Source organism: Pontibacillus sp. ABV4_188 (assembly GCF_056311905.1).
On sequence record NZ_CM149975.1, the window covers coordinates 3,900,505 to 3,921,638 of the forward strand.

Annotated in this window: 18 protein-coding genes; 6 read left to right on the forward strand and 12 right to left on the reverse strand. The window is 42.2% G+C overall.

From position 1 onward, the window contains the following. Positions 1 to 250 precede the first annotated feature (250 nt). Entirely contained in the window at positions 251 to 2,038 is a 1,788-nt protein-coding gene (recQ, locus tag ACYX4O_RS19555) for a DNA helicase RecQ (RefSeq protein ID WP_476353344.1), read from the forward strand. 468 nt (positions 2,039 to 2,506) lie between these two features. Here recQ and ACYX4O_RS19560 read toward each other — a convergent pair whose 3' ends face one another. The 6 genes from ACYX4O_RS19560 to ACYX4O_RS19585 all read right to left on the reverse strand — a co-directional run bounded on the left by ACYX4O_RS19560 (position 2,507) and on the right by ACYX4O_RS19585 (position 8,386). Further along, positions 2,507 to 3,154 carry a hypothetical protein gene (locus ACYX4O_RS19560; RefSeq protein WP_476353346.1) on the reverse strand — a complete coding sequence of 216 codons (648 nt, stop codon included), beginning with the start codon at positions 3,152 to 3,154 and terminating at the stop codon, positions 2,507 to 2,509. 673 nt (positions 3,155 to 3,827) lie between these two features. Beyond that, entirely contained in the window at positions 3,828 to 4,346 is a 519-nt protein-coding gene (locus tag ACYX4O_RS19565; RefSeq protein ID WP_345241747.1) for an acyl-CoA thioesterase, read from the reverse strand. Positions 4,347 to 4,603: 257 nt separating this feature from the next. Beyond that, on the reverse strand, positions 4,604 to 5,305 hold the full coding sequence (locus ACYX4O_RS19570) for a tryptophan 2,3-dioxygenase family protein (RefSeq protein ID WP_476353348.1): 702 nt from the start codon (positions 5,303 to 5,305) through the stop codon (positions 4,604 to 4,606). Positions 5,306 to 5,345: 40 nt separating this feature from the next. Further along, the gene (kynU, locus tag ACYX4O_RS19575; RefSeq protein ID WP_476353349.1) at positions 5,346 to 6,617 is read right to left on the reverse strand and encodes a kynureninase; all 1,272 of its coding nucleotides are present in this window, start codon (positions 6,615 to 6,617) and stop codon (positions 5,346 to 5,348) included. 72 nt (positions 6,618 to 6,689) lie between these two features. Continuing rightward, on the reverse strand, positions 6,690 to 7,673 hold the full coding sequence (locus ACYX4O_RS19580) for a sensor histidine kinase (RefSeq protein WP_476353351.1): 984 nt from the start codon (positions 7,671 to 7,673) through the stop codon (positions 6,690 to 6,692). Positions 7,674 to 7,684: 11 nt separating this feature from the next. Continuing rightward, positions 7,685 to 8,386 (reverse strand): LytR/AlgR family response regulator transcription factor, encoded by a 702-nt coding sequence (locus ACYX4O_RS19585; protein ID WP_188650782.1) that lies wholly within the window; start codon positions 8,384 to 8,386, stop codon positions 7,685 to 7,687. 162 nt (positions 8,387 to 8,548) lie between these two features. Between ACYX4O_RS19585 and ACYX4O_RS19590 the strand changes: the two genes are divergently transcribed. Continuing rightward, positions 8,549 to 9,292, forward strand: coding sequence for an ABC transporter ATP-binding protein (locus tag ACYX4O_RS19590; RefSeq protein ID WP_476353354.1), 744 nt, complete (start codon positions 8,549 to 8,551; stop codon positions 9,290 to 9,292). Beyond that, entirely contained in the window at positions 9,289 to 10,452 is a 1,164-nt protein-coding gene (locus ACYX4O_RS19595; RefSeq protein WP_476353356.1) for an ABC transporter permease, read from the forward strand. Before ACYX4O_RS19590 ends, ACYX4O_RS19595 begins: the two co-directional genes overlap by 4 nt. 710 nt (positions 10,453 to 11,162) lie before the next feature. Here ACYX4O_RS19595 and ACYX4O_RS19600 read toward each other — a convergent pair. Together ACYX4O_RS19600 and ACYX4O_RS19605 are read right to left on the reverse strand one after the other, a co-directional pair. Then, positions 11,163 to 13,064 carry an ABC-F family ATP-binding cassette domain-containing protein gene (locus ACYX4O_RS19600; protein WP_476353358.1) on the reverse strand — a complete coding sequence of 634 codons (1,902 nt, stop codon included), beginning with the start codon at positions 13,062 to 13,064 and terminating at the stop codon, positions 11,163 to 11,165. 32 nt (positions 13,065 to 13,096) lie between these two features. Continuing rightward, complete coding sequence (locus ACYX4O_RS19605) at positions 13,097 to 13,288, reverse strand: YwbE family protein (RefSeq protein WP_036780253.1); 192 nt, start codon at positions 13,286 to 13,288, stop codon at positions 13,097 to 13,099. Between the two features lie 217 nt (positions 13,289 to 13,505). On the opposite strand from ACYX4O_RS19605, the gene ACYX4O_RS19610 reads away from it, so the two are divergent. Further along, entirely contained in the window at positions 13,506 to 14,174 is a 669-nt protein-coding gene (locus ACYX4O_RS19610) for a type 1 glutamine amidotransferase domain-containing protein (protein ID WP_476353360.1), read from the forward strand. Positions 14,175 to 14,238: 64 nt separating this feature from the next. On the opposite strand, the gene ACYX4O_RS19615 is transcribed toward ACYX4O_RS19610, so the two are convergent. The 3 genes from ACYX4O_RS19615 to ACYX4O_RS19625 all read right to left on the reverse strand — a co-directional run bounded on the left by ACYX4O_RS19615 (position 14,239) and on the right by ACYX4O_RS19625 (position 16,631). After that, positions 14,239 to 14,523, reverse strand: a complete 285-nt coding sequence (locus ACYX4O_RS19615) for a putative quinol monooxygenase (protein ID WP_476353362.1) — start codon at positions 14,521 to 14,523, stop codon at positions 14,239 to 14,241. Between the two features lie 74 nt (positions 14,524 to 14,597). Then, positions 14,598 to 15,929 carry a sensor histidine kinase gene (locus ACYX4O_RS19620; RefSeq protein ID WP_476353364.1) on the reverse strand — a complete coding sequence of 444 codons (1,332 nt, stop codon included), beginning with the start codon at positions 15,927 to 15,929 and terminating at the stop codon, positions 14,598 to 14,600. 3 nt (positions 15,930 to 15,932) lie between these two features. Further along, positions 15,933 to 16,631, reverse strand: coding sequence for a response regulator transcription factor (locus tag ACYX4O_RS19625; protein ID WP_476353366.1), 699 nt, complete (start codon positions 16,629 to 16,631; stop codon positions 15,933 to 15,935). Positions 16,632 to 17,183: 552 nt separating this feature from the next. Between ACYX4O_RS19625 and ACYX4O_RS19630 the strand changes: the two genes are divergently transcribed. Both ACYX4O_RS19630 and ACYX4O_RS19635 read left to right on the forward strand, forming a co-directional pair. Further along, entirely contained in the window at positions 17,184 to 18,446 is a 1,263-nt protein-coding gene (locus ACYX4O_RS19630; RefSeq protein ID WP_476353368.1) for a S1C family serine protease, read from the forward strand. 15 nt (positions 18,447 to 18,461) lie between these two features. Then, positions 18,462 to 19,325: a peptidylprolyl isomerase gene (locus tag ACYX4O_RS19635; protein WP_476353370.1), complete on the forward strand. Its 864-nt coding sequence runs from the start codon at positions 18,462 to 18,464 to the stop codon at positions 19,323 to 19,325. A 203-nt stretch (positions 19,326 to 19,528) separates the two neighbouring features. On the opposite strand, the gene ACYX4O_RS19640 is transcribed toward ACYX4O_RS19635, so the two are convergent. Continuing rightward, a complete protein-coding gene (locus tag ACYX4O_RS19640) occupies positions 19,529 to 20,923 on the reverse strand; it encodes an alanine/glycine:cation symporter family protein (RefSeq protein WP_476357216.1) in 1,395 nt (464 codons plus the stop codon). Positions 20,924 to 21,134: the final 211 nt, after the last annotated feature.

Below are 21,134 nucleotides of genomic sequence, written 5' to 3' on the forward strand. Positions count from 1 at the left end.
TAGTATTTGCAAGGCATCTCCCTCCTATACACAAATTGACGATTCATCTTTCTCTCCCCGTCACCATACAGCTCAAAACGACTTCTCTTCTTATCCCATTTTTTTACGTAAATTTATGGTACATTTCCTTTTTCTTCTTACTGGTGCTTGCTACCCTACTTTCATCTATTTCCGCAACTACTTTCTCATGGTAAGATGGTACAAGATTATTTCGCATTCGTTTAGTACACCTACAAAGGACGGTTGTCTTATGATGAAAAACGCACATCGCGTTTTAGAACAGTACTTCGGCTTCTCATCATTTCGTTTTGGACAGGAGCCATTAATCGGGCATGCATTAGAGAGGAAGAATGCTCTAGGCATTATGCCTACAGGCGGTGGTAAGTCGCTTTGTTATCAAATTCCCGGCCTTCTTCTGGACGGAACTGCTGTTATTATTTCCCCTCTTATATCTCTAATGAAAGACCAAGTCGATTCCTTAAACTCTCATGGTATCGCATCTACGTACATTAACAGCTCTCTCTCGTATGAAGAGCAGTCACAGAGAATGTTTGACGTCCAGCGAGGTCGATATCAGTTTGTGTATGTCGCTCCAGAGCGATTTGATTCTGAAGGGTTTATCAGTTCTCTGCGCCGCACAAAATTATCCCTCATTGCCTTTGATGAAGCGCACTGTATCTCTCAGTGGGGGCATGACTTCAGGCCAAGCTATCGATCTGTGGTCGGACAGATCCAAAAGCTTGGGAATCTGCCAGTTGTAATGGGCCTTACCGCAACAGCAACTGAAGAAGTAACAAAAGACATTCAACAGCTCCTTTCTATTGAAAACGAGCATGTTGTAAATACAGGATTTTCAAGAGACAACTTGAATTTTCAAATAGTAAAAGGGAAAGAAAAACACGATTTCATTCAAGATTATATTAAAACCCGTCCTAAAGAATCGGGAATTATCTATGCAGCTACAAGGAAGGATATTGATCGTCTTCACCAATGGCTCAGTCGGGAAGGTGTGAAAGTTGCCAAATATCACGCCGGTTTATCTGAACAAGAACGAAAATCCGCTCAAAATCAATTCATCAAAGATGAAGTAACCGTCATGGTGGCTACAAACGCTTTTGGCATGGGGATCGATAAATCAAACGTCCGTTATGTTATCCACTACGCCCTCCCCATGAATATCGAATCATACTACCAGGAAGCAGGTCGTGCCGGTCGTGACGGGGAACGCAGTGACTGTATATTGCTCTTCTCCGCTCGTGATATTCAGCTTCAGAAGTTCCTAATCGAGCAATCGTTAATGGAGGAAGAGAAGAAAACAGAAGAATACCAAAAGCTCCAACAAATGGTGAATTACTGCCACACAGACAAATGTCTTCAGGAATACATGCTGACGTATTTTAAAGATCCTTTCCGCCATGAACCATGTGGTATGTGTAGCAATTGCTTACACACAGGAGAAATAAAAGACATTACAAGAGAATCTCAAATTATCTTGTCTTGTGTAAAACGAATGAACGAGCGCTATGGGTCAGGAATGGTGGCTAAAGTAGTTAAGGGATCTAAAAGTCAAAAGGTGATGGAGACTCGATTTCATAAGTTGTCCACTTACGGACTCCTTTCTGATTTGAAAGAGAAAGATATCATGCAGATGATCCAATTCCTTGTGGCAGAAGGCTATCTAGCCGTTGAAGATGGAAAGTTCCCCCTCCTTCGCCTGACTCAAGAATCTTTAGCCATTCTTAAAGGGGAAAGAACCGTTCAAATGATTATCGAAAACGCATCAAAAGCCCATCAAGAATTAGATGTGAACGAGGATCTATTTGAAAACTTGCGTATGCTAAGAAAAAGACTGGCTGAGGAACACAAAATCCCTCCTTATGTTGTCTTTTCTGATGCTACGTTGAAAGAACTTTGCCAAGCAAAACCTCAAACAAAGAGTGAGATGTTACAGGTTAAAGGTGTGGGTGAGAAGAAGTACGAGCAATACGGAGTGCTTTTCCTTGAAGCTCTGCAGGAGGAAACGCATCAGTATTCGTAAACGGTTCAGTATAACGTTTTTTATTGGTTTAAGAGAAAGAAGGGCCGGGGAAAACACTCGCTTTCCTGTGGCCCCACACGATGTGGGGTCGTTCGACGTTGTCACAGGACGTGACGGTCTTAGTCGAAATTCCTCTTTTGATTATGAGCTTCCTCGTTCGCTTCGCTCTCTGCGGGATCTTGGAAGCCCGTTTTTCCACGGGAGTCTCGCATTTTCCCCGGCCCTTCTTTGCGTTAATTGGATTAAAAACGTACCATATCAGCAGAAGAGGTAAGACCTGTCCCCAATCCTGCCCTAGTCCTCATAAGATAACGGCCGCACTCTTACCCTAGCTTCTCAGCTACGACCTTTATCCAATCCCATCCTATTCTTGAACAAGCTTGTTATAAAGAATAACAACATAAACTTCAACAGTGCCAAGAAATTAAAAAACTCCGATTCTGCTAGAGAATCGGAGTGAGTATTGGGCTATGCTTGTTCTGCTACTTCTTGAACAAAATTGTGAATTTCTTTTTTAGAATAGTTCTCTGGAACGCCTGGTTTTTCGTACAGATAGTTTGTAATACGTTCCACGTCTTGAGTGTAGGCTTCCATAAATCCGCGAATTAACATGGCCAGGTAAGGTGTTGATGGTCTTGTTATCGTCATCTCGCTTAATGGTTTTGGGTTCGTAAAGGTGAAGATCGGATATCCTTCCTCGTCACCTGCATAGAGAAGATTGCCGTAATATGACCCTTTATCAATAATAAGAGAACCTTTCTTCTTCACTTCCTCAATATCTACCGTCATGTCCTCAACACCATTTTCCTGACGTACAACGTCCTCGAACTGCTCATCCGTAATCAAATACATTCTGCCCCATGTCTCAGCTTGTTCATCTTTAACTGTATCAATAAACGCCCCTGCTCCATCCCAGCGATCAGACCATCCTGAGAAATAAAGCTTATACGGTAAACTGACCGGACCGTTCTTAATCGGAAGTGTGCAATCTCGACTTCCTACCTCTCTTCTATTCGAACCAGGAGGCTGTCCGCCTTCAATATAACAACGAAAACGATCTTGAAATAGATTTGAGCCGAAACTGGCATACCATACGTAGTTCATTTGTTTACTCATTAAACGTTTCCCCTTTTTCTGCGATAGCTGCAATTAGTTTGTTATAGATACTCCGATTATTCTAACAATTCCTCATCTTTAAAAAAAGTCTCTTCTACATTACTATGTTTGATAACAGATTTGTCCAAGATTAGTGTAATAATTTTGAAGACTCGTAACTGAGACACTTTATTGTGTATGGAGCCGTTACGCTTATAAGTGCTAGGGGTGTCTGGGGAACGACTCGCTTTCCGCAGGCGAGCTGTCGAGCCTCCTCACTCACTACGTTCGCTCCGGGGTCTCGTCGACCTCTTTCTCCTGCAGGAGTCTCCCCGTTCCCCAGACACCCCTTATCAGAAGTTGAATAACGTCCCCTCAGCTCGATTATGGCGGGTATTCAACATTCCGCCCCCATATGTAGCGTGCTTCCGTTCCCTCTATACATGGCAAAGGTGGTTCGGGAAATTGCGAGACTCCTGCGGCAGTAGGAGCCTAGGGAAGACCCCACAGAGAGCGTTAGCGAACGAGGAGGCTTCCCAGCTCGCCGCGGAAAGCGAGTGATTTCCCGAACCACCTTATTCTCAATTTGAGCAAACGGAAGCATTCTCTCAACTTCAAGTCTTCCACATAAGGGGAATTATGTGGAACAAATAAAAGCGCTTAGAGTTGTTGAACTCTAAGCGCATTGTCTTATTTATCTGCGGTCCCAAGGGAAGTCTGTGCCGAATTTATTTGCAAATTCTTTTGATACACCGCGTCGTGCTTTACGCTGTGTAGCGCGGTCTGCTGCACCATCGTGTAACCACTTCTCCTGCTCTGTTTCGGGATACACTTGAGGTACTTGGGAAGGGTTATTATTTTCATCAACAGCAACCATCGTTAAGAATGATGTCGCACATACTCTTCGCTCTCCTGATAAAAGCTCTTCTTTAACGGCTTTTACGAACACTTCCATAGATGTGTTTTTCGTCCATGTCACAAATGCCTCTAAACAAATGGCGTCGCCTGCATTTACAGGGTATAAGAAGTCAACTGAATCGGTTGAAGCGGTCACGACGTTACAGCGCGCATGACGGGTAGCTGCGATTGCAGCCACGTCATCGATGTATGCCATTAACTGTCCACCAAACAGCGTTCCGTGATTATTCGTGTCTGTAGGTAATACGTGAGAATTTTTAACTACTAATGATTCAATACAAGGTTTTTTATCCATATCGACTGCCTCCTCTAAATCTCCATTCATAGTATACCAACAATATTTCGTTCTATGTTTAACTGTTTAAAGATAACTTATATGAGAACGTTCCCTCACTGGGTCGTGTTCACACTCCTTTTTCCCCTTAAAGCGCTTCCAATTGCCCAAGAAGATTAACGTAGTCAAAGCTTCCCTAATCAAAAACGCTTAGAGTATGTAACTCTAAGCGCAGTCCTTTAGCCATTCAGTTCATTTTTATTAGAAGCAGATGTTACTCAAAGCGGTTTTGTATCATAACTCGACCCTGTCCAGTCTGTAAGGTCAGAAATCGTCTGCCACAATTTTGGATAGAATTCATATTTAACCCCACGCTCCAAAGCTTGAGCAGGAATTCCCTTTAAGCTTTGGGTGTTTAGCCCAATCATGCGGCGTACAAGTTGGATATGAGAATGCCTGAAGGTTTGAAAGTTCTCATCAAATCGAATAAGTCCCTGCAAGAGGTCGAACAAAGCCTCGTGTGAATCTGGATCTTTATGAACGTCAAGCGGGGAGAGCCCTCGCGTTTTTAACAACTGCTCACAAGGTTCCCAAAGGGTTGGACCTAAACGAAGCACTTCATTAAAACCTGGGGAATCCTGACCGCTCCCCTGCCCTAACGCTAAACGAATGGTATGATAATCTTTTGGACTGATGACCTTTACCATGTCAAAAACATTCGGTAAATGATCAAGGTGCATATTTACTCTTCTTAACTGAGCGGTGGCTTTTTCAATTTCCTGATGTTTCATATAGGTATCTGCTTCGTGTATATATTGAATCATCAATTTAAAGTGAAGTTCTGCGATTTGGTGAATCATTTGAAAGGTTAACTCATCCTGACACGCCAAATCATCTTCTGTTTTCTGAAGGTTTAATAATTCTTCTGTGCGGATGTACTTCTCGTAATCCGTTACCACTTTCCCTTTTGATTCACTCATACATCTATCCCCTTTCAACTTAGAAAGATCATAATGTTTATTAAGCGATGACACCTCGTTTATTCTCGTACTGTTCATAAAGCTTTTGTTCCATAATATCTTTTAACACTTGCATAGTTTCCCACACTTCTACATAGGAGGTATAAAAAGCGATTGGCGCTAATCGAATAACATTCGGGGAACGAAAGTCAGGGATAACCCCTTTATCTTTTAAAGCCTTACATATGCGCGCTGCTTCTTTGTGCTCGAGACAAACATGCCCGCCACGTCTAGCGTCCTCTAGAGGATTTCCGATTGTAAAGCCATATCCTTGTAGTTCATTGCTTAATAAATCCATCATGTACTGAGTAGACTTTAAAGACTTGCGACGAATCGCTTCAATGCCCGCTTCATTAAATAACTCAAGAGAGCCAATGAGAGGAGCAACACTTAATAAATGTGGCGTTCCGATTTGATACGCCCCAGCCGTCTGAGCAGGTTGAAAGGTATGATCCATATCAAATTGCTTATCCTTATCGGATCCAAACCACCCACTTAATCCTGGTGTTTCATGTAGGTGCCGTTCATGTACAAATAAGCCGCCCACTCCGCCTGGCCCACTGTTTACATATTTGTAATGACACCAATAAGCGAAATCTACTCCCCAATCATGGAATTGATGAGGAATTACCCCTACAGAATGACATCCATCAAAACCGATCAGAATCCCTCTCTTATGCGCTTCATCTGTTAAACGCTTGATGTCGAGAAGTTGGCCGCTTCTATAAAGGACCGTTGGCAAAACGATAAGCGCAATATCCTCTGTCATTGCCTCGATCACATCATCTTCTTTTAGTTCCCGTCCGTCTCGACTTTTCACTTGAACAAGGTGTTCCTCAGGGTCATATCCCTTTAGTTCAAGCTGACTCTTCAGCGCGTAAATGTCTGAGGGAAAATTCAATTCATCTGCTAGTATTTTTGTTCGGCCGTTTTCAGGTTTATAAAAGGTAGCAGCAAGTTGGTGCAAGTTAACGGTCGTAGAACCAGTCACAATGACCTCTTCCTTCTTTCCTCCAACTAAACTTGCTGATTGTTCGCCAAGTTGTTCAGAGAGGTAGTACCAAGGGTGTTCTCCTTGAGTCCAGCCATCAATGCCTAGTTGCTTCCAAGACTCTAGTATTTGAAAGACCGACTGTTCAGCACGTCTAGATAATAGACCAAGAGAATTCCCGTCCATGTAAAGTGTACCGTCTTGTATGTAAAATTCGTCGCGAAAACGTGATAACGGATCTTGGTGATCTAAGCTTTTGGCATATTCTTTTGACGTGTCCATGTAACCCTCTCCCTTTTCCATTATAATAAGCCTAATCCATTTATGAAAACGCTGTCAATACTACTATTCCTTTTATTCTATTTGGATCGCTGGCCATTTTATTTTAAGCGTATAGTGTTTCTGTTTATAAGTGAAGTCTAGATGCCCTTGCCTTTTTTGAACAATCGATTGTATAGAAGTAGCTCCAAACCCATGTTCTCCGGTTTTTGTAGTTGTAGCAGGAACCTTATAGAGCCGATCTAATATAGCATTTGGCACAGGTGGTGTGTCGTTACGTATAATCATTATATAAAAAGCACTTTTCTTTTGTAATTTTACCATTACACGCCCCGTTTCTCCCTCTTCCTCCTTGTATCGTTGCGCTGCCTCTAAAGCATTTGATAATGCGTTACCTAGAAGAACAACAATTTCTTCTTGAGGCATTGGAAGGGTGGAGACAGGGACTTCAAATTCATAAACGAGTTCAATATCAGCCTTCTCAGCCTCACGACTATGCCAGTGCAACAAGCCTGCTATCGCGCTCTTTTCACCAGACAAAGAGGCACTGAACCTTTCAAATTCCCCAACAAGTTGCCCCATATATTGAGTTGCTTCCTGATACTCATCTTGTTCTAACATATACTGTAAGCTTGTAATATGCTTCAAATAATCATGACGCTCACGTCGTAAATCAAGAAGTACCTGATTGGTCTGCTCCACTGTTGTATGTTTAGTTCTTAGCTTTTCACGCCACTCTAGGTGAGTCTTCTTCCAAGAAAAGCGACAGTACTCTATAAGTGACACACTTGCTAATACTCCAAAACCCTCAAACCATGACAGAGGCAAACGATAGGAGAGTAACAGGATGGCAGAAAGTACGGTAAGCCCCCAGATCCCGCCAGGTTCTCCCTTCTCTACATAAACACGAAACCCGTGTGGCTTTTGGTACAAGATGAATAGAATAGCCGTCACTAAAATAAGGGGGAAAATCCATAGGACATGTAACAGTTGAAAGAATACAGTCAGATGAACCATCCCTAGACAAATCGCAACCAGGCTGTTTATAGATAGCTTCACGTAGTTCACACCTAAAAATAATAGTTTTGTATATAATCTAATTGATCCTTCGTAATCATTGCTTTTTCATCCGTTCCATCAAACGAAACCGTATACGAATTCTTAGCATACAACGAAAAGTTGGTTACGAAGTGAATATTGATAATAAAGGATCGATGAGAACGAATAAAGTCTCTTTCTCTTAGTTCTCCTTCTAAATCCCCTAGCGTTTGGTAGGTTTGAACAGCTTGCCCCTTCGTATATATCGTTGAAGAGCGACCTGTCCGTTCTATAAAAATGATTTCCTTTTTCGGTAAGATATGAATCTCAGACTTTTGCTTAATAAAGAGTCGCCCTTTCATTTCTGTAGAGCGCGTCTTCTGAATATAACGTTCTAACGACTGCACCAAACGATCCTTTCTATAAGGCTTCATGATGTAGTCATGAACGTTCAACTCAAAGGCATGTACGGCGTATACACTATTAGCCGTAACGAAGATCACATCAATATCAAGAGCGTGTGTATGAATTAAGTCTGCAAGCTCGTACCCAGACAATTCCGGCATCTCTATATCCGCTATAAGCAAATCAATCGTTTCTTGCTTCACCTGGCGATACGCTTCTTCAGCCGATGTAACAGAGAATACAATCTCCGTGCCGTCTACTTGTTCAACAATGCTATGTATTTTTTCTAAATCGATCGCCCGATCATCTACTATGCCAATACGTATCATGTGGATGTTCTCCTTTAAGAAAATAACAACTCAATTGTAACATCTTCCCATACCATATAGAACATTTCACGACTGCAAATGGCACTTTCGCGACATGATGACAGAAAAGGTCCCCTTTATCTTCTATGATAGGTATATCAATTAATGACGAGGAGGACGATTATGATTGAAATGAACGATGTAACGAAAAAGTTTACAACAAAGAAAACGAGCGTCACCGCCTTAAACCATGTCTCCTTTACGGTGCCAGCCGGCAAAGTCGTAGGATTATTAGGTGAGAACGGAGCAGGTAAAACAACATTATTACGTTGTATCGCTACGTTAATCACCCCTACTAGTGGGACGATTTCGGTTAATGGATACTCGACAACAAAAGAGCCTAATCAAGTTAAACGAAAAATTGGAGTTTTGTTCGGAGGTGAGACGGGTCTTTACGACAGACTGACAGCACGTGAAAATCTCACATATTTCGCTAACCTGTATGGATTATCTAAGCATGAAACAAAAGTTGCCATAGAAGAGTTAGCTGTAAAGTTCGGGATGCGAGAATATCTTGATCGCCGAGTAGGAGAGTTCTCAAAAGGGATGCGACAAAAAGTTGCCATATCAAGGACCATCATACACAATCCAGATATCATTCTTCTCGATGAACCTACGACCGGACTTGATATTACGTCTTCCAATGTTTTTCGGCAAATGATCCTTCAACTCAAACAACAAGGAAAAACGATTCTGTTCTCAAGTCATATCATGGAAGAAGTTCAAGCGCTCTGTGATTCAGTGGCCATGATTCATAAGGGGCAGCTCGTTTACCAAGGGAAACTTGAATCCTTATATCACGAGGAAGATACGCAAGACCTCAATTTTATTTTCATGTCTAAACTAGCACGAGGTGAAACAGCATGATCTGGGATATGTATGTAAAAGAGATGAAAGATGTATTTCGAGATCGACGTACGCTCCTGATGGTTGTGTTCCTTCCTCTTATTCTACTAAGTGGACTTGTATTCTTTTACGAAAGCTTAATGAGCGATGATAAAGAAGAAACCTATACAGTAGCCATTCCAAATGAATTAAGTGAAGAAGGCCAATTATTCTTTAGTGATATGCCCAATTTGGATATGGAGGTTTTTGCTCAACCAAAAGAAGTCGTTGATGAAGGCGAAGCAAGTGTTGCCTTTTTAGTTGAGGATGGTTTTTTTGAATCCCTTGGAGAAGAAAGTATGGCCGGAGTCACCTTATACGGAGACTCCACGAGCCAAAACGCATCGTATGTTATGAACATGATTGAATCGAAATTCGCTCAAGTGGAACAGGGAATTGTTAGTTCCAGACTAGAGGATAGAAACGTCGACGAATCTATATTAGAAGCTTTCACCGTAGAGCGCGTGGAACCTAGCTATAATGATGAAAATGGAGACTCATTAGCCCTAATCTCTATGCTTCTACCAATGGTCTTCTCCATCGCCATTGCATCAGGCTCCACTTCAGCTGCGATGGACTTATTCGCAGGGGAAAAAGAGAGAAAGACAATGGAGTCTTTACTTATGACTCCGGTCGACCGAAATAAAATTCTGATCTCTAAATGGCTAACCATCTCAACAATCGGAGCCATGACAGGCATTCTTGCCGTCGTCCTTATTGTAATTGAAACGATTTTCTTCACAGAGAAGATGAAAGAAGCTTTCTCTATTAATGAAGGTATGACAATCGTGATCATCACCACGTTAGCCATAACCGTTCTATTCGCATTATTTATCGCAGCTCTTCTCATGCTTATAAGTATCATTGCCAAATCCATTAAAGAAGCCCAAAGCTACAGTACACCAGTCTCACTATTAACGATCGCACCAATGTTCTTTATTACAAGCATGGGAGTAAAAGAATTTACGTTCATGGACTTTATCTTGCCATTCATGAACCTATACGCCATTTTAAAACAACTCCTATACGGCATCATCAACATCACAAACATCGCCCTAACCCTAGGTAGCACAGCAATCTATATCCTGATCCTATTCGCTATAGCAAGGGTACTATTCATGAAAGATCGCTGGGTGTTATAAGAAAAGCGCAGGCGACTGTTCAGCCCCGTACGCATAAGCAAGCTAACGGAAGTGGCAGAAGGCCACTGGAGTTAGATTGCTTATGACGCTAGGGGCTAGGAGCCGGAGCTAGATCCTGAAAAGCGCAGGGGGCTCGCCCAGGGGCGTACGGATAAGCAAAATGCCGGAAGTGGCGATTAGCCACTGCAGGTAGTTTGCTTATCTCGCTAGCCCCTAGCCCCCGGAGCTAGATCGTAGAAAAGCGCAGACGGGGTGCCCAGGGCCGTACGGATAAGCAAGCTGCTGCAAGTCTGCATAGCAGACTGGAAGTAGATTGCTTATCGCGCTAGGCCCTCCCCGCCGGAGCTAGATCTAGAAAAGCAAAGGCGACTGTTCAGCCTAAGAGGAAGCTCGACTAAAACCGTCACGTCCTGTGACAACGTCGAGCGACCCCACATCGTGTGGGGCCGCATAAGCAAGCTAACGGAAGTGGCAGAAAGCCACTGGAGTTAGATTGCTTATGACGCTAGGGGCTAGGAGCCGGAGCTAGATCCTGAAAAGCGCAGGGGGCTCGCCCAGGGGCGTACGGATAAGTAAAATGCCGGAAGTGGCGATTAGCCACTGCAGGTAGTTTGCTTATCTCGCTAGCCCCTAGCCCCCGGAGCTAGATCCTGAAAAGCGCAAACAAAAAAGCATGGATTTTCGTTATCGAAAATCCATGCTTTTTATCTTTATTGCTTCGACTCTTCAATAATCGTAGATAACTCTTCCCAACGCTCCATCGCTTGCTCAATTTGTTCTTCTAATTGTTTCATTTCATTCATCAATTCTTGAGCGCGAACCGCGTCACTACCTGTTTCGGTAATTTCGTTTTGGACTTCTTCATAGCGAAGTTCTAATTGTTCAATTCGGTCCTCGATGGTATTCCATTCCTGCTGTTCATGGTATGAAAGCTTGCGGCGTTTTTGGCGCTGGTGAGGAGAGGCTTTCTTTTCCTCTTTTGCCTTTTGACGTTCTGCCGCTAATGCTTCACCTTCTTCTTGTTTCCGAATTTCGAGATATTCTGTGTAGTTTCCTTGGAATCTGCGAATGCGTTTGTCTTCAAAAGCGATTAAATGATCGACTACTCGATCAAGGAAATACCGATCGTGAGAAACCGTAATAACGACACCCGGGAACGAGTCTAGATATTCCTCAAGAATTGTTAACGTTTGAGTATCAAGATCGTTCGTTGGCTCATCTAGCAATAAGACGTTAGGTTCTTGCATAAGGACACGTAATAAGTACAGGCGGCGGCGTTCTCCTCCTGAGAGTTTCGAAATGTACGTCCACTGCATATAACGAGGGAACATGAAACGTTCGAGCATCTGTTCTGCTGTAATGGTATCCCCTTCAATGGTTTGAACGACTTCTGCTTCTTCCTTGATATACTCAACTACGCGTAGAGATTCATCCATTTCCTGATGATCCTGTGTATAATAGCCGACTTTGACGGTTTGTCCCGTCGAGATGACGCCTATGTCAGGTGTGATCTTTCCTGCAATCATATTCAGGAGCGTCGTCTTTCCGCTTCCATTCGGTCCAATAATCCCAAGACGTTCACCTGGCACGACCAGATAACTAAAATCATCCACCACGGTATGTCCTTCATATGATTTTGTCACACCAACAAGCTCAAACACATCATTCCCTAACCTAGTTGAACCAATGGCGATATCAACTTCTCCATCTGCTCGCTCTACTTTCTGATCACGAAGCGCTTCTGCACGGTCTTTCCTAGCCTTTTGCTTTGTACCGCGCGCTTTCGGACCCCGGCGCAACCACTCAAGTTCCCTACGAAGCGTGTTTTGTCGCTTCTGTTCATTTGCAATCTCTTGTTCTTCACGCTCTGCTTTCTTTTCTAAAAACACTTCATAGTTTCCGTCGTAAATATAAAGGTTTCCTTTATCCAATTCGTAAATACGATTCGTTACACGATTTAAGAAATAACGATCGTGTGTCACAACTAAAAGAGACCCTTTATATTGACCCAAGAAACTTTCCATCCATTCAATCGTTTCATTATCCAGATGGTTAGTCGGCTCATCAAGAATAAGCAAGTCAGCTGGTTGAATAAGCGCTTTTGCGATGGCTACGCGCTTCTTTTGTCCACCTGATAAGGCACTAACAGATTGATCAAAGTTACGAATACCAAGCTTTGTTAGAATGGTTTTCGCAACCGTGTTCGCCTCCCATGCATCATGCTCATCCATCTTTTGCTGGGCTTTGTAAAGGTGTTCTTGCTTACGCTCATTCGTAGGTTCTCCCTCTAACTCACGTAACGCTTGTTCATATTGACGCATCGTTTTCATGATTGTGGATTCACCATAGTAGATTTGTTCAAGAACCGTAAGATCGTGGTTTAGCTGTGGTTCTTGAGGCAAGTACTCGATATGAAAGTCATTGGCATGGTCCATAGTCCCTTTTTCAGCAGTGTCTACGCCAGCCAACACTTTTAAGAGCGTTGATTTACCCGTTCCGTTCACACCAATTAACCCTATACGTTCTCGCTCTCCGATTGTAAAGGATATTTCGTTAAAGAGATCTTTGTCTCCGTACGTCTTATATAAATTTTCTACTGATAAAATGCTCATATGTAGCCCTTCCTTTAACTAGACGTTTCTGCTTAATAAACCTTTTTAACACGGCCTACTTGTCCGTCTTCAAGTCTTACTTTAATGCCATGAGGATGTGAACTTGATTTAGTCAACAAATCCTTCACGATTCCATGTGTTAGCTTTCCTGTACGTTGGTCTTGCTTCAATACAATATCCACTTCTTTACCTGGTTGGATGTCTTTTCGATTCTGTCCGTTCATTGTTTGCAACTCCCATATCTTTTTAGTACTACCTATTATAAAGGATTTTAAGGATAAAAAACACAAAGAGCCATTTAGTTACCCTGGTGAGCACTTTTCTTTTTAACAAATCATCACCATGGTATAACTGTACTCACGGTTTAACCAACCACTACTCGCATAAATATATGAGAGTAACTTAAACTAAGATGCATTTACTTCAAGGAGGTTTTTTATAATGAGTAATAAAAAGGTCCTAATGGTCGTAACAAATCATACGAAAATCACTGATGATCATAAAACAGGATTATGGCTTGAAGAATACGCTGTTCCTTACAATGCATTTAAAGAAGCCGGATACGATGTGAAAGTCACAAGTATTAAGGGCGGAGAAGTTCCTCTCGATCCTAACAGCATTCCAGAAGAAGAAGTAAGCGAATGGGCCGAAGCCCAAGAGCTTCTAAAAGATACAGCTCAATTATCAAAAGAAGACGCTCAAGGATTTGTCGGCATCTTCCTTCCAGGTGGACATGGTACCATGTTTGATTTCCCTGATAGCGAAACTCTTCAATATGTGCTTCAGCAACATGCTGAACAAGGTAATGTCATTGGTTCTGTTTGTCACGGTCCAAGCGGACTTGTCAACGCCACTTACGAAAATGGACAACCGATTGTAAAAGGAAAGAAAGTCACTGGTTTCACAGATTCTGAAGAAATCGGCATGAATTTAGATCAGCATATGCCATTCATGCTTGAAACAGAATTGCGTAACAAAGGAGCTAATTTCTCTAAGGGAGAAGATTGGTCCGTTCACGCTGTACGTGATGGGAACCTTGTTACAGGTCAAAATCCAATGTCTAGCGAAAGTGCTGCAGAGAAAATGGTTGAAGCCTTAAAAGAACAATAAATCTTGTGCTTCTTCGCAACTAGAAAAGCGCAACTCCTATTACAGGAGTTGCGCTTTTTATGATTTAAATTTCTTTAACCTTGTATACTTCACGCTTCGCTACTAAATCTGCCGTATTTTCCCTATACGTTTTGTAATGATCTGATTCAATATGGTGGTTCAAAGCATCCATATTTTCATATTGCTCATGAAGAACAAGCGTCTCATCTTTAATCGACTTATGAAGATCATATTGTAGACAACCCTCTTCTTTCCTTGAGGCTTGTTGGGCTTTCTTTAATTCTTGGAGCATTTGCTCCTCCGCACCTTCTTTGGGTGTGAAAATGGCTGTAATCGAAATCTTATCCATATGAATCACTCGCTTTCTTTTCTAACATTTCCTAACCTACCACACACTATTCGCATTTCCTATCGATCCGCTTACTAGCTAGAAGAAGATGGGAAGATAAGCCTGAATACCGCACCACCCTGCTCTTTATTACTCACATGGATTGTCCCGTAACTCCTTTCAACAATGGCCCTTGAGATAGCGAGACCTAACCCTGTTTCTCCTTCTTTCCCTTTTACAAATCGATGGAATAGTTGAGGAAGCAACTCCTCAGGAACTCCTTTGCCGTCATCTTCAATTTCCAAAATAAGCTGGGTATCTTCCGCGTAAGCACGTAAGTTCACTTCAGTTGAAGCATGCCTTATTCCATTCCCTACAATGTTAATCAGGGCTTGAAGCATTTTTTCCTCATCAACGTAAAGATGTCTTTGTTCCTCAACTGTAACGTTTAATGAAATTCCTTTTTCTGAGGCAAGGAAATCCATTCGTTCCTTTGTATCTTCTAAGAGTCGTTGGACAGGTGTATAAACTGGATTATAAATTCCATCCTCACTGTCGAGCTTGGCTAATAAAATAATTTCATTCACAATCTTCTTGAGCCGATCACTCTCTTTAACGATAAGATCTAAGCTTCGATCAGCCGCATCACCTTCAAAAACTCCATCTTTTACACCTTCCGCGTACCCTTGAATGGTCATAAGAGGGGTCTTCAATTCATGAGAAGCATTTTGGAAAAAGTGCTTCTGAGAGCGGATGTACTGGTCCAATTCTTTAGCCATATCCATGACACTCTGTTCAACTTCTCCAATTTCACCACTTGCATTCACCGGTTTAATTTCGCTGAATTGGCGATTCTCAATCTTTTTTACTTCTCTCTTTAAACGACTTAGAGGTGTGACAAGACGCTTCGTTAATAAGTAACTAAATAATATAGCTATGGCAATTCCAATGACAAAGACAATCATCATGCGTACAGCAAAGATGGACTGAATGGCCTGAAGTTCTTCTACAGGTGTAGCTAAAATAAGCAGGTATTCTTGTCCCTGGAAACGATAGCCAAGCTTTGATACGACATAGTTTTCCCCGTTCATTTTACGAAGACCCTTTTGCTCATCTTTCGTTTCAAATTCAGACGCCCAACTTCTGGCCGTTGATTCTGGAAGATTTGTTGCTAACGGAGAGTTTTCATCAGGATCCATAATCAAGATCTTATAATCATTACTCTCAATGAGTCGACTCAGCTTGCCTCTTCCGGATGGGTCTTCATACAAGAAATTTAAGATTAAGTTTCCGTTTGTTTGGAGCTCATCCTGCTGGTCCTGAATAAGGATATCAAGCAATAAGGAATAGATAAAAAAGGCTGTAACAGACATGATGATAATCAACAGCGCCGTAAAAGCAGCATTTAATTGATAAAGTAACTTCATTGTTTACGCCTCGCGTTCTCGTAAGCGGTACCCATAACCCCAAACGGTTTCAATAGGAACATCGGCGAACTTTTTCCGAAGTCGTTTCACTAAATCATCAACAGCCCGATCACTTCCAAAATAATCGTCGCCCCACACTTTATGGAGGAGTTCCTCACGGGAAAAAGCCCGATTCGTTTGGGAGACTAATATTTGAAGTAAGCTGAATTCTTTAGCCGTCACCTCTACTTCTTCCCCCTGCCAAAATACCCTTCGTTCTTCAATAGAAAGAGTGAGGTCCCCGTTCTTTAAGGTTGAGTCGCTTTCGGTTCCCTGATTTTCTTTATCATGGTACTTTTCCCACCGCTTCACCATTCGATTTACACGTGCTACAAGTTCACGAGGGCTAAATGGTTTCGTTAAGTAGTCATCACTTCCAAGCTCTAAACCAAGCACTTTATCGACCTCTTCATCTCGAGCTGAAATGATTATGATGGGAACATCTGATTCTTGGCGAATACGACTACAAAAGTCATACCCATTCATCCCAGGAAGCATAATATCAAGCACCCACAGATCAGGAGGCGTTTCCTGCCACATGTCCCAGGCCTTTTCGGCTGTATCTACACTGTTTGTCTTATAGCCTTCCTTATGTAAATAGGCCTCAACGATTTCTCGGATATGGGGATCATCTTCGACAATTCCAATGGTAGCGTCCTTCATTCCCATTCCTCCTTTAGTCTTTCTTTCCCTTTATTGTGCCACATTAGAGAAGTGGAGGCGACTGGGGAGGAGTATACTTCTTTAAAAAGGTTAACTGTTTTTGTAAAAGTGCTGTTTAGCCCTATGAGGCGCAGGGGGTGTTAGATGTGACGAGCTTTCTCTCTGGTTGTCCCGTCCTTCACTTTTCGTTGTCTAGGCAGCGGCGGGGAGGGCCTAGCGAGATAAGCAATCTACTTTCAGTCTGCTTTGCAGACTTACAGTAGCTTGCTTATCCGGCCCCACACGAGGTGGGGTCGTTCGACGTTGCCACAGGACGTGGCGGTTTTAGTCGAACTTCCTCTTTTCCCTGACCAAGCCAGCCTCCGCTTTTCTTTATGTCCAGCTACGGGGGCTAGGGGCTAGCGTGATAAGCAATCTACCTCCAGTCTGCTACGCAGACTTACAGTAGCTTGCTTATCCGTACGCCCCTGACCAAGCCCCCTCCGCTTTTCTTTGTCTTACATACTTTTTACACATTTGTTCCGAAGATTTGCCAAAGGTGTTGGTTAGAATATGAAGTACAAGATATTTAAAGAAATCATTTTACAATATAGAAAGGTGGTTACTTTTGTGAGTGAGCAGTTTGATAATGAGCAAGTTGAGAGACGGAAGAGTGATCAGCGTAGTTATTATGGTTGGTTAGTTCAGTTTGCTTCTACTGCTTTTATTGTGACGGTTTTACTTGTAGGTGGGGCTTTTGCTTTGTTTAAGTTGAACGTGTTGCCACTGGAGTCGAATGTTGCTGCTCAGGATTCTGGTGAGGGTAATGGGGATAGCATTTCCATTGAAGAGTCTAAGTCTGAAGGAGATACTTCAGATGTCGTCCAGGCGGTGAGTAAAGCCTCTGATGCTGTGGTTGGGGTAACGAAGTATGAGCAATCCCAATTGTTTGCAGAGAATAATAAAGCTGGTACAGGTTCTGGGGTAATTTATAAGAAAGAGAACGATGAAGCGTATGTGGTAACGAATCATCACGTTATAGAAAATGCGCAATCTATAGATGTGACATTAAGTGATGGTGAGAAGGTGGAAGCTGAGCTTTTAGGTAGTGATTCTTTAACAGACTTAGCTGTATTGAAGATCAATGCTGAACATGTAAAACAGGTTGCTGAATTTGGTTCTTCTAGCAATCTGCAAGTGGGAGAAACGGCGATTGCGATCGGCAATCCGCTTGGTTTAGAATTTGCAGGTTCTGTAACGAAAGGAATTATTAGTGGTCTTGAGCGTGCGATGCCAGTTGACTTAAACAAAGACGGACGCGCTGATTACCAGACAGAGGTTCTTCAAACAGATGCAGCGATCAACCCTGGTAACAGTGGTGGGGCATTGATCAATAGCGCAGGTCAAGTTATTGGGATTAACTCTATGAAGATTGCTCAGCAGGAAGTAGAAGGATTAGGGTTCGCCATCCCTTCTGAAACGGCGAAACCAATTATCGAAGATTTAGAGAGAAACGGTGAAGTATCACGCCCATTCATTGGTGTATCCACAATGGACCTTTCATCTGTTTCCACTTATCACATCGAGAATACGTTGAAGCTTCCTGGCGATATTAAAGGCGGCGTCCTTGTAGCCGATGTTGAACAAGGATCTCCTGCGTCTCAGGCTAACCTGCAACAATATGACGTGATTGTTGGAGCCGATGGTGAAGAGATTTCAAACCTAGTTGATCTGCGCAAATATATGTATGAAGAGAAAGAAGTGGGCGACTCTATGGAACTCTCCTTCTACCGCGATGGAGCGAAACAGTCGGTCACAATCACGTTATCTAACTAATAAAGGAGTTTTACAATGATAAAAAAGAAAGTACTCACATTTTGTGTAGCAGCGCTTGGAGCTTTAACGCTCTCGGCCTGCAGCAATGCTTCAGCAGACGGTGATGTCGTTGCTGAAACAGCAAACGGAAACATTACTAAAGACGAATTTTACAATAAACTTGTGGACCAATACGGTGATGCCGTATTAAAAGAAATGCTTTATGACACTGTTCTTTCAGAAGAGTACTCTGTTTCTGAAGAGGAAGTTCAAGCTGAGATTGATAAAGTAAAAGAATCTTACGGCGATCAGTTTGAATCTGCTTTACAGCAAAATGGATTTAAAGATGAAGCTCAGTTTAAAGACTTTCTCAAAACGCAACTTCAAAAAGAGAAAGCCACTACTCAAGGGGTAGAAGTTACCGATGAGGAAGTGAAAGAATACTACGAGAATATGAAACAAGAAGTACAAGCCAAGCATATTTTAGTGGAAGATGAAGAAACAGCAAATGAAGTCATAGAGAAGCTAAGTAATGACGGAGATTTCGCTACCCTAGCTAAAGAATATTCCACAGACTCTTCATCAGCTGAAAATGGAGGTAACCTTGACTATTTCTCAACAGGGGACATGGTCTACCCATTTGAACAAGCGGCCTACAACCTTGAAGTGGGAGAAGTTAGTGAGCCTGTTCAATCGGATTATGGCTACCACATTATTAAAGTAACGGATAAACGGGAAAAAGAAGACACATCTTCTCTTGGTACGTTTGATGAGATGAAAGACCAATTAAAAACAGAGCTTCTAAACAGACAAGCTAACACGGAGAAGCTATCAGACATTATGAATAACGCAGAAATCAACATTAACAACAAAGATCTTAAAGAGAAAATCTCATTCTAAGACAAACAAAAGGCGGAGCTCGCCCCTCCCCCTTTTTCAAATAGGTTCAGAAGAGTGACTGGTTTATCATAAATAGATTCTAGACCCCCTTCCCCCCCCCTTGAGGCTGCTTATTCTATAATAAGCAGCCTCTTATTATGCTTTAAAGCAAAAAAGCGTGCCAGACACCCTTTAACATACTAAAGAGTGTCTGGCACGTGTGATTATTCCCAAAGGCTGATGCCTTCTTTGTTTTCTATTTGGTTTTTGGAGAACTTTGTTTTATGCTCTTTCTTCCGATCGCTGCGGTAATCCAGAAGAACTTCTTTAGCAACCCCAGAAAGTCGAACAATTGCATATAAGTTGATGAGGGCCATGATTCCCATAGTGATGTCTGCTAGAACCCATACCAGATTAAGCTTGGCCATAGCACCAAAGAAGACCATCGCTAGAGCAGCAAGGCGATACCAAAAGATTCGCTTTGGACTGTTCTTAATAAATTGCATGTTTGTTTCGCCGTAATAGTAGTTTCCAATAATGGAACTAAAGGCAAAGAACAAGATCGCGATAGCAATGAATGTATTGGCCCAGGAACCCATATGAGTTTCAAATGCTTGTTGGGTAATTTGAATTCCAACTGCGTTTTCTTGGTTCATGTAAGAAGCAGGGTCCCCTGAAGAGATGATAATAAAGGCTGTAGCTGAACAAATTAGTAGCGTATCAACAAATACGCCAAGCGTTTGAATAAGCCCTTGTTTAGCCGGGTGAGATACCTCTGCAGCAGCTGCTGCGTTTGGTGCACTACCCATACCGGCTTCGTTAGAGAATAAACCACGCTTAATCCCATTCAGGATTGCCGCACCAAAGGCACCCCCTGCCACTTCTTCAATACCAAATGCGTTCTTGAAAATAAGTACAAACATATCCGGAATAGCACCAATATTTGTAATTAACACATACCCTGCTAAAAACAAATATAAAATAGCCATAACTGGAATGAAGATCTGTGTAACTTTAGCAATACGGTGGATACCGCCGAAGATAACAGCAGCTGCCCCTATTACCAGAACAGCGCCTATTAGCACTTTATTCACCGAGAATGACTCTTCAAATGCTAAACGAATCGTATTCGACTGCACAGCACTAAATACAAGTCCATACGTAAATGTAATAATAATGGCAAAAGCAATACCAAGTTTTCGATTATTTAGCCCTTTCTCCATATAATAAGCTGGGCCACCGCGATATCCCTCTTCATCTTTTACTTTGTAAACTTGAGCAAGAGTACTCTCTACAAAGCTCGTGGCAGAGCCTAATAAGGCGATAATCCACATCCAAAATACAGCACCTGGTCCACCAACGGACACGGCTAAGGCCACACCACCTAGATTCCCGGTACCAACACGGGAAGCCGTACTAATCGTGAAAGATTGAAAGGCAGATGTTCCATGACCATCATTTTTTATTGACTCTTTTTCAAACAAAACACGAAACATCTCACTAAATAAGCGAAACTGAATAAAACGCGTGATGACTGTGAAATAGAGTCCAACCCCAAGTAAGACAGCAATTAAAATATAGCCCCACAAGGCTGTGCTGATGCCACCTAAAAAATCCATTAACATAGGTTTTCACTCCAAATTAAGTATTTCTGTAAAGATCTTTCGGTCTATTCTATCGTTTCATTATACATAGCAAGCTTTTTAGAAGAAATAGGTTTAAGCAAATTGAGCACTTCTTCTTTATTCCATATCATCACCATCCTATTTACTGCTGTATTTCCTTTTGTTTACATTTTGAAACATCAAAATTGTTAACGCTTTCATTACA

What these genes read in the sequence shown, in the direction of transcription:
- recQ (WP_476353344.1), top strand. Translation starts at nt 251, where the DNA reads ATGATGAAAAACGCACATCGCGTTTTAGAACAGTACTTCGGCTTCTCA.
- ACYX4O_RS19560 (WP_476353346.1), bottom strand. Translation starts at nt 3,154, where the DNA reads ATGAGTAAACAAATGAACTACGTATGGTATGCCAGTTTCGGCTCAAAT.
- ACYX4O_RS19565 (WP_345241747.1), bottom strand. Translation starts at nt 4,346, where the DNA reads ATGGATAAAAAACCTTGTATTGAATCATTAGTAGTTAAAAATTCTCAC.
- ACYX4O_RS19570 (WP_476353348.1), bottom strand. Translation starts at nt 5,305, where the DNA reads ATGAGTGAATCAAAAGGGAAAGTGGTAACGGATTACGAGAAGTACATC.
- kynU (WP_476353349.1), bottom strand. Translation starts at nt 6,617, where the DNA reads ATGGACACGTCAAAAGAATATGCCAAAAGCTTAGATCACCAAGATCCG.
- ACYX4O_RS19585 (WP_188650782.1), bottom strand. Translation starts at nt 8,386, where the DNA reads ATGATACGTATTGGCATAGTAGATGATCGGGCGATCGATTTAGAAAAA.
- ACYX4O_RS19590 (WP_476353354.1), top strand. Translation starts at nt 8,549, where the DNA reads ATGATTGAAATGAACGATGTAACGAAAAAGTTTACAACAAAGAAAACG.
- ACYX4O_RS19595 (WP_476353356.1), top strand. Translation starts at nt 9,289, where the DNA reads ATGATCTGGGATATGTATGTAAAAGAGATGAAAGATGTATTTCGAGAT.
- ACYX4O_RS19600 (WP_476353358.1), bottom strand. Translation starts at nt 13,064, where the DNA reads ATGAGCATTTTATCAGTAGAAAATTTATATAAGACGTACGGAGACAAA.
- ACYX4O_RS19605 (WP_036780253.1), bottom strand. Translation starts at nt 13,288, where the DNA reads ATGAACGGACAGAATCGAAAAGACATCCAACCAGGTAAAGAAGTGGAT.
- ACYX4O_RS19610 (WP_476353360.1), top strand. Translation starts at nt 13,506, where the DNA reads ATGAGTAATAAAAAGGTCCTAATGGTCGTAACAAATCATACGAAAATC.
- ACYX4O_RS19615 (WP_476353362.1), bottom strand. Translation starts at nt 14,523, where the DNA reads ATGGATAAGATTTCGATTACAGCCATTTTCACACCCAAAGAAGGTGCG.
- ACYX4O_RS19620 (WP_476353364.1), bottom strand. Translation starts at nt 15,929, where the DNA reads ATGAAGTTACTTTATCAATTAAATGCTGCTTTTACGGCGCTGTTGATT.
- ACYX4O_RS19625 (WP_476353366.1), bottom strand. Translation starts at nt 16,631, where the DNA reads ATGAAGGACGCTACCATTGGAATTGTCGAAGATGATCCCCATATCCGA.
- ACYX4O_RS19630 (WP_476353368.1), top strand. Translation starts at nt 17,184, where the DNA reads ATGAAGTACAAGATATTTAAAGAAATCATTTTACAATATAGAAAGGTG.
- ACYX4O_RS19635 (WP_476353370.1), top strand. Translation starts at nt 18,462, where the DNA reads ATGATAAAAAAGAAAGTACTCACATTTTGTGTAGCAGCGCTTGGAGCT.
- ACYX4O_RS19640 (WP_476357216.1), bottom strand. Translation starts at nt 20,923, where the DNA reads ATGGATTTTTTAGGTGGCATCAGCACAGCCTTGTGGGGCTATATTTTA.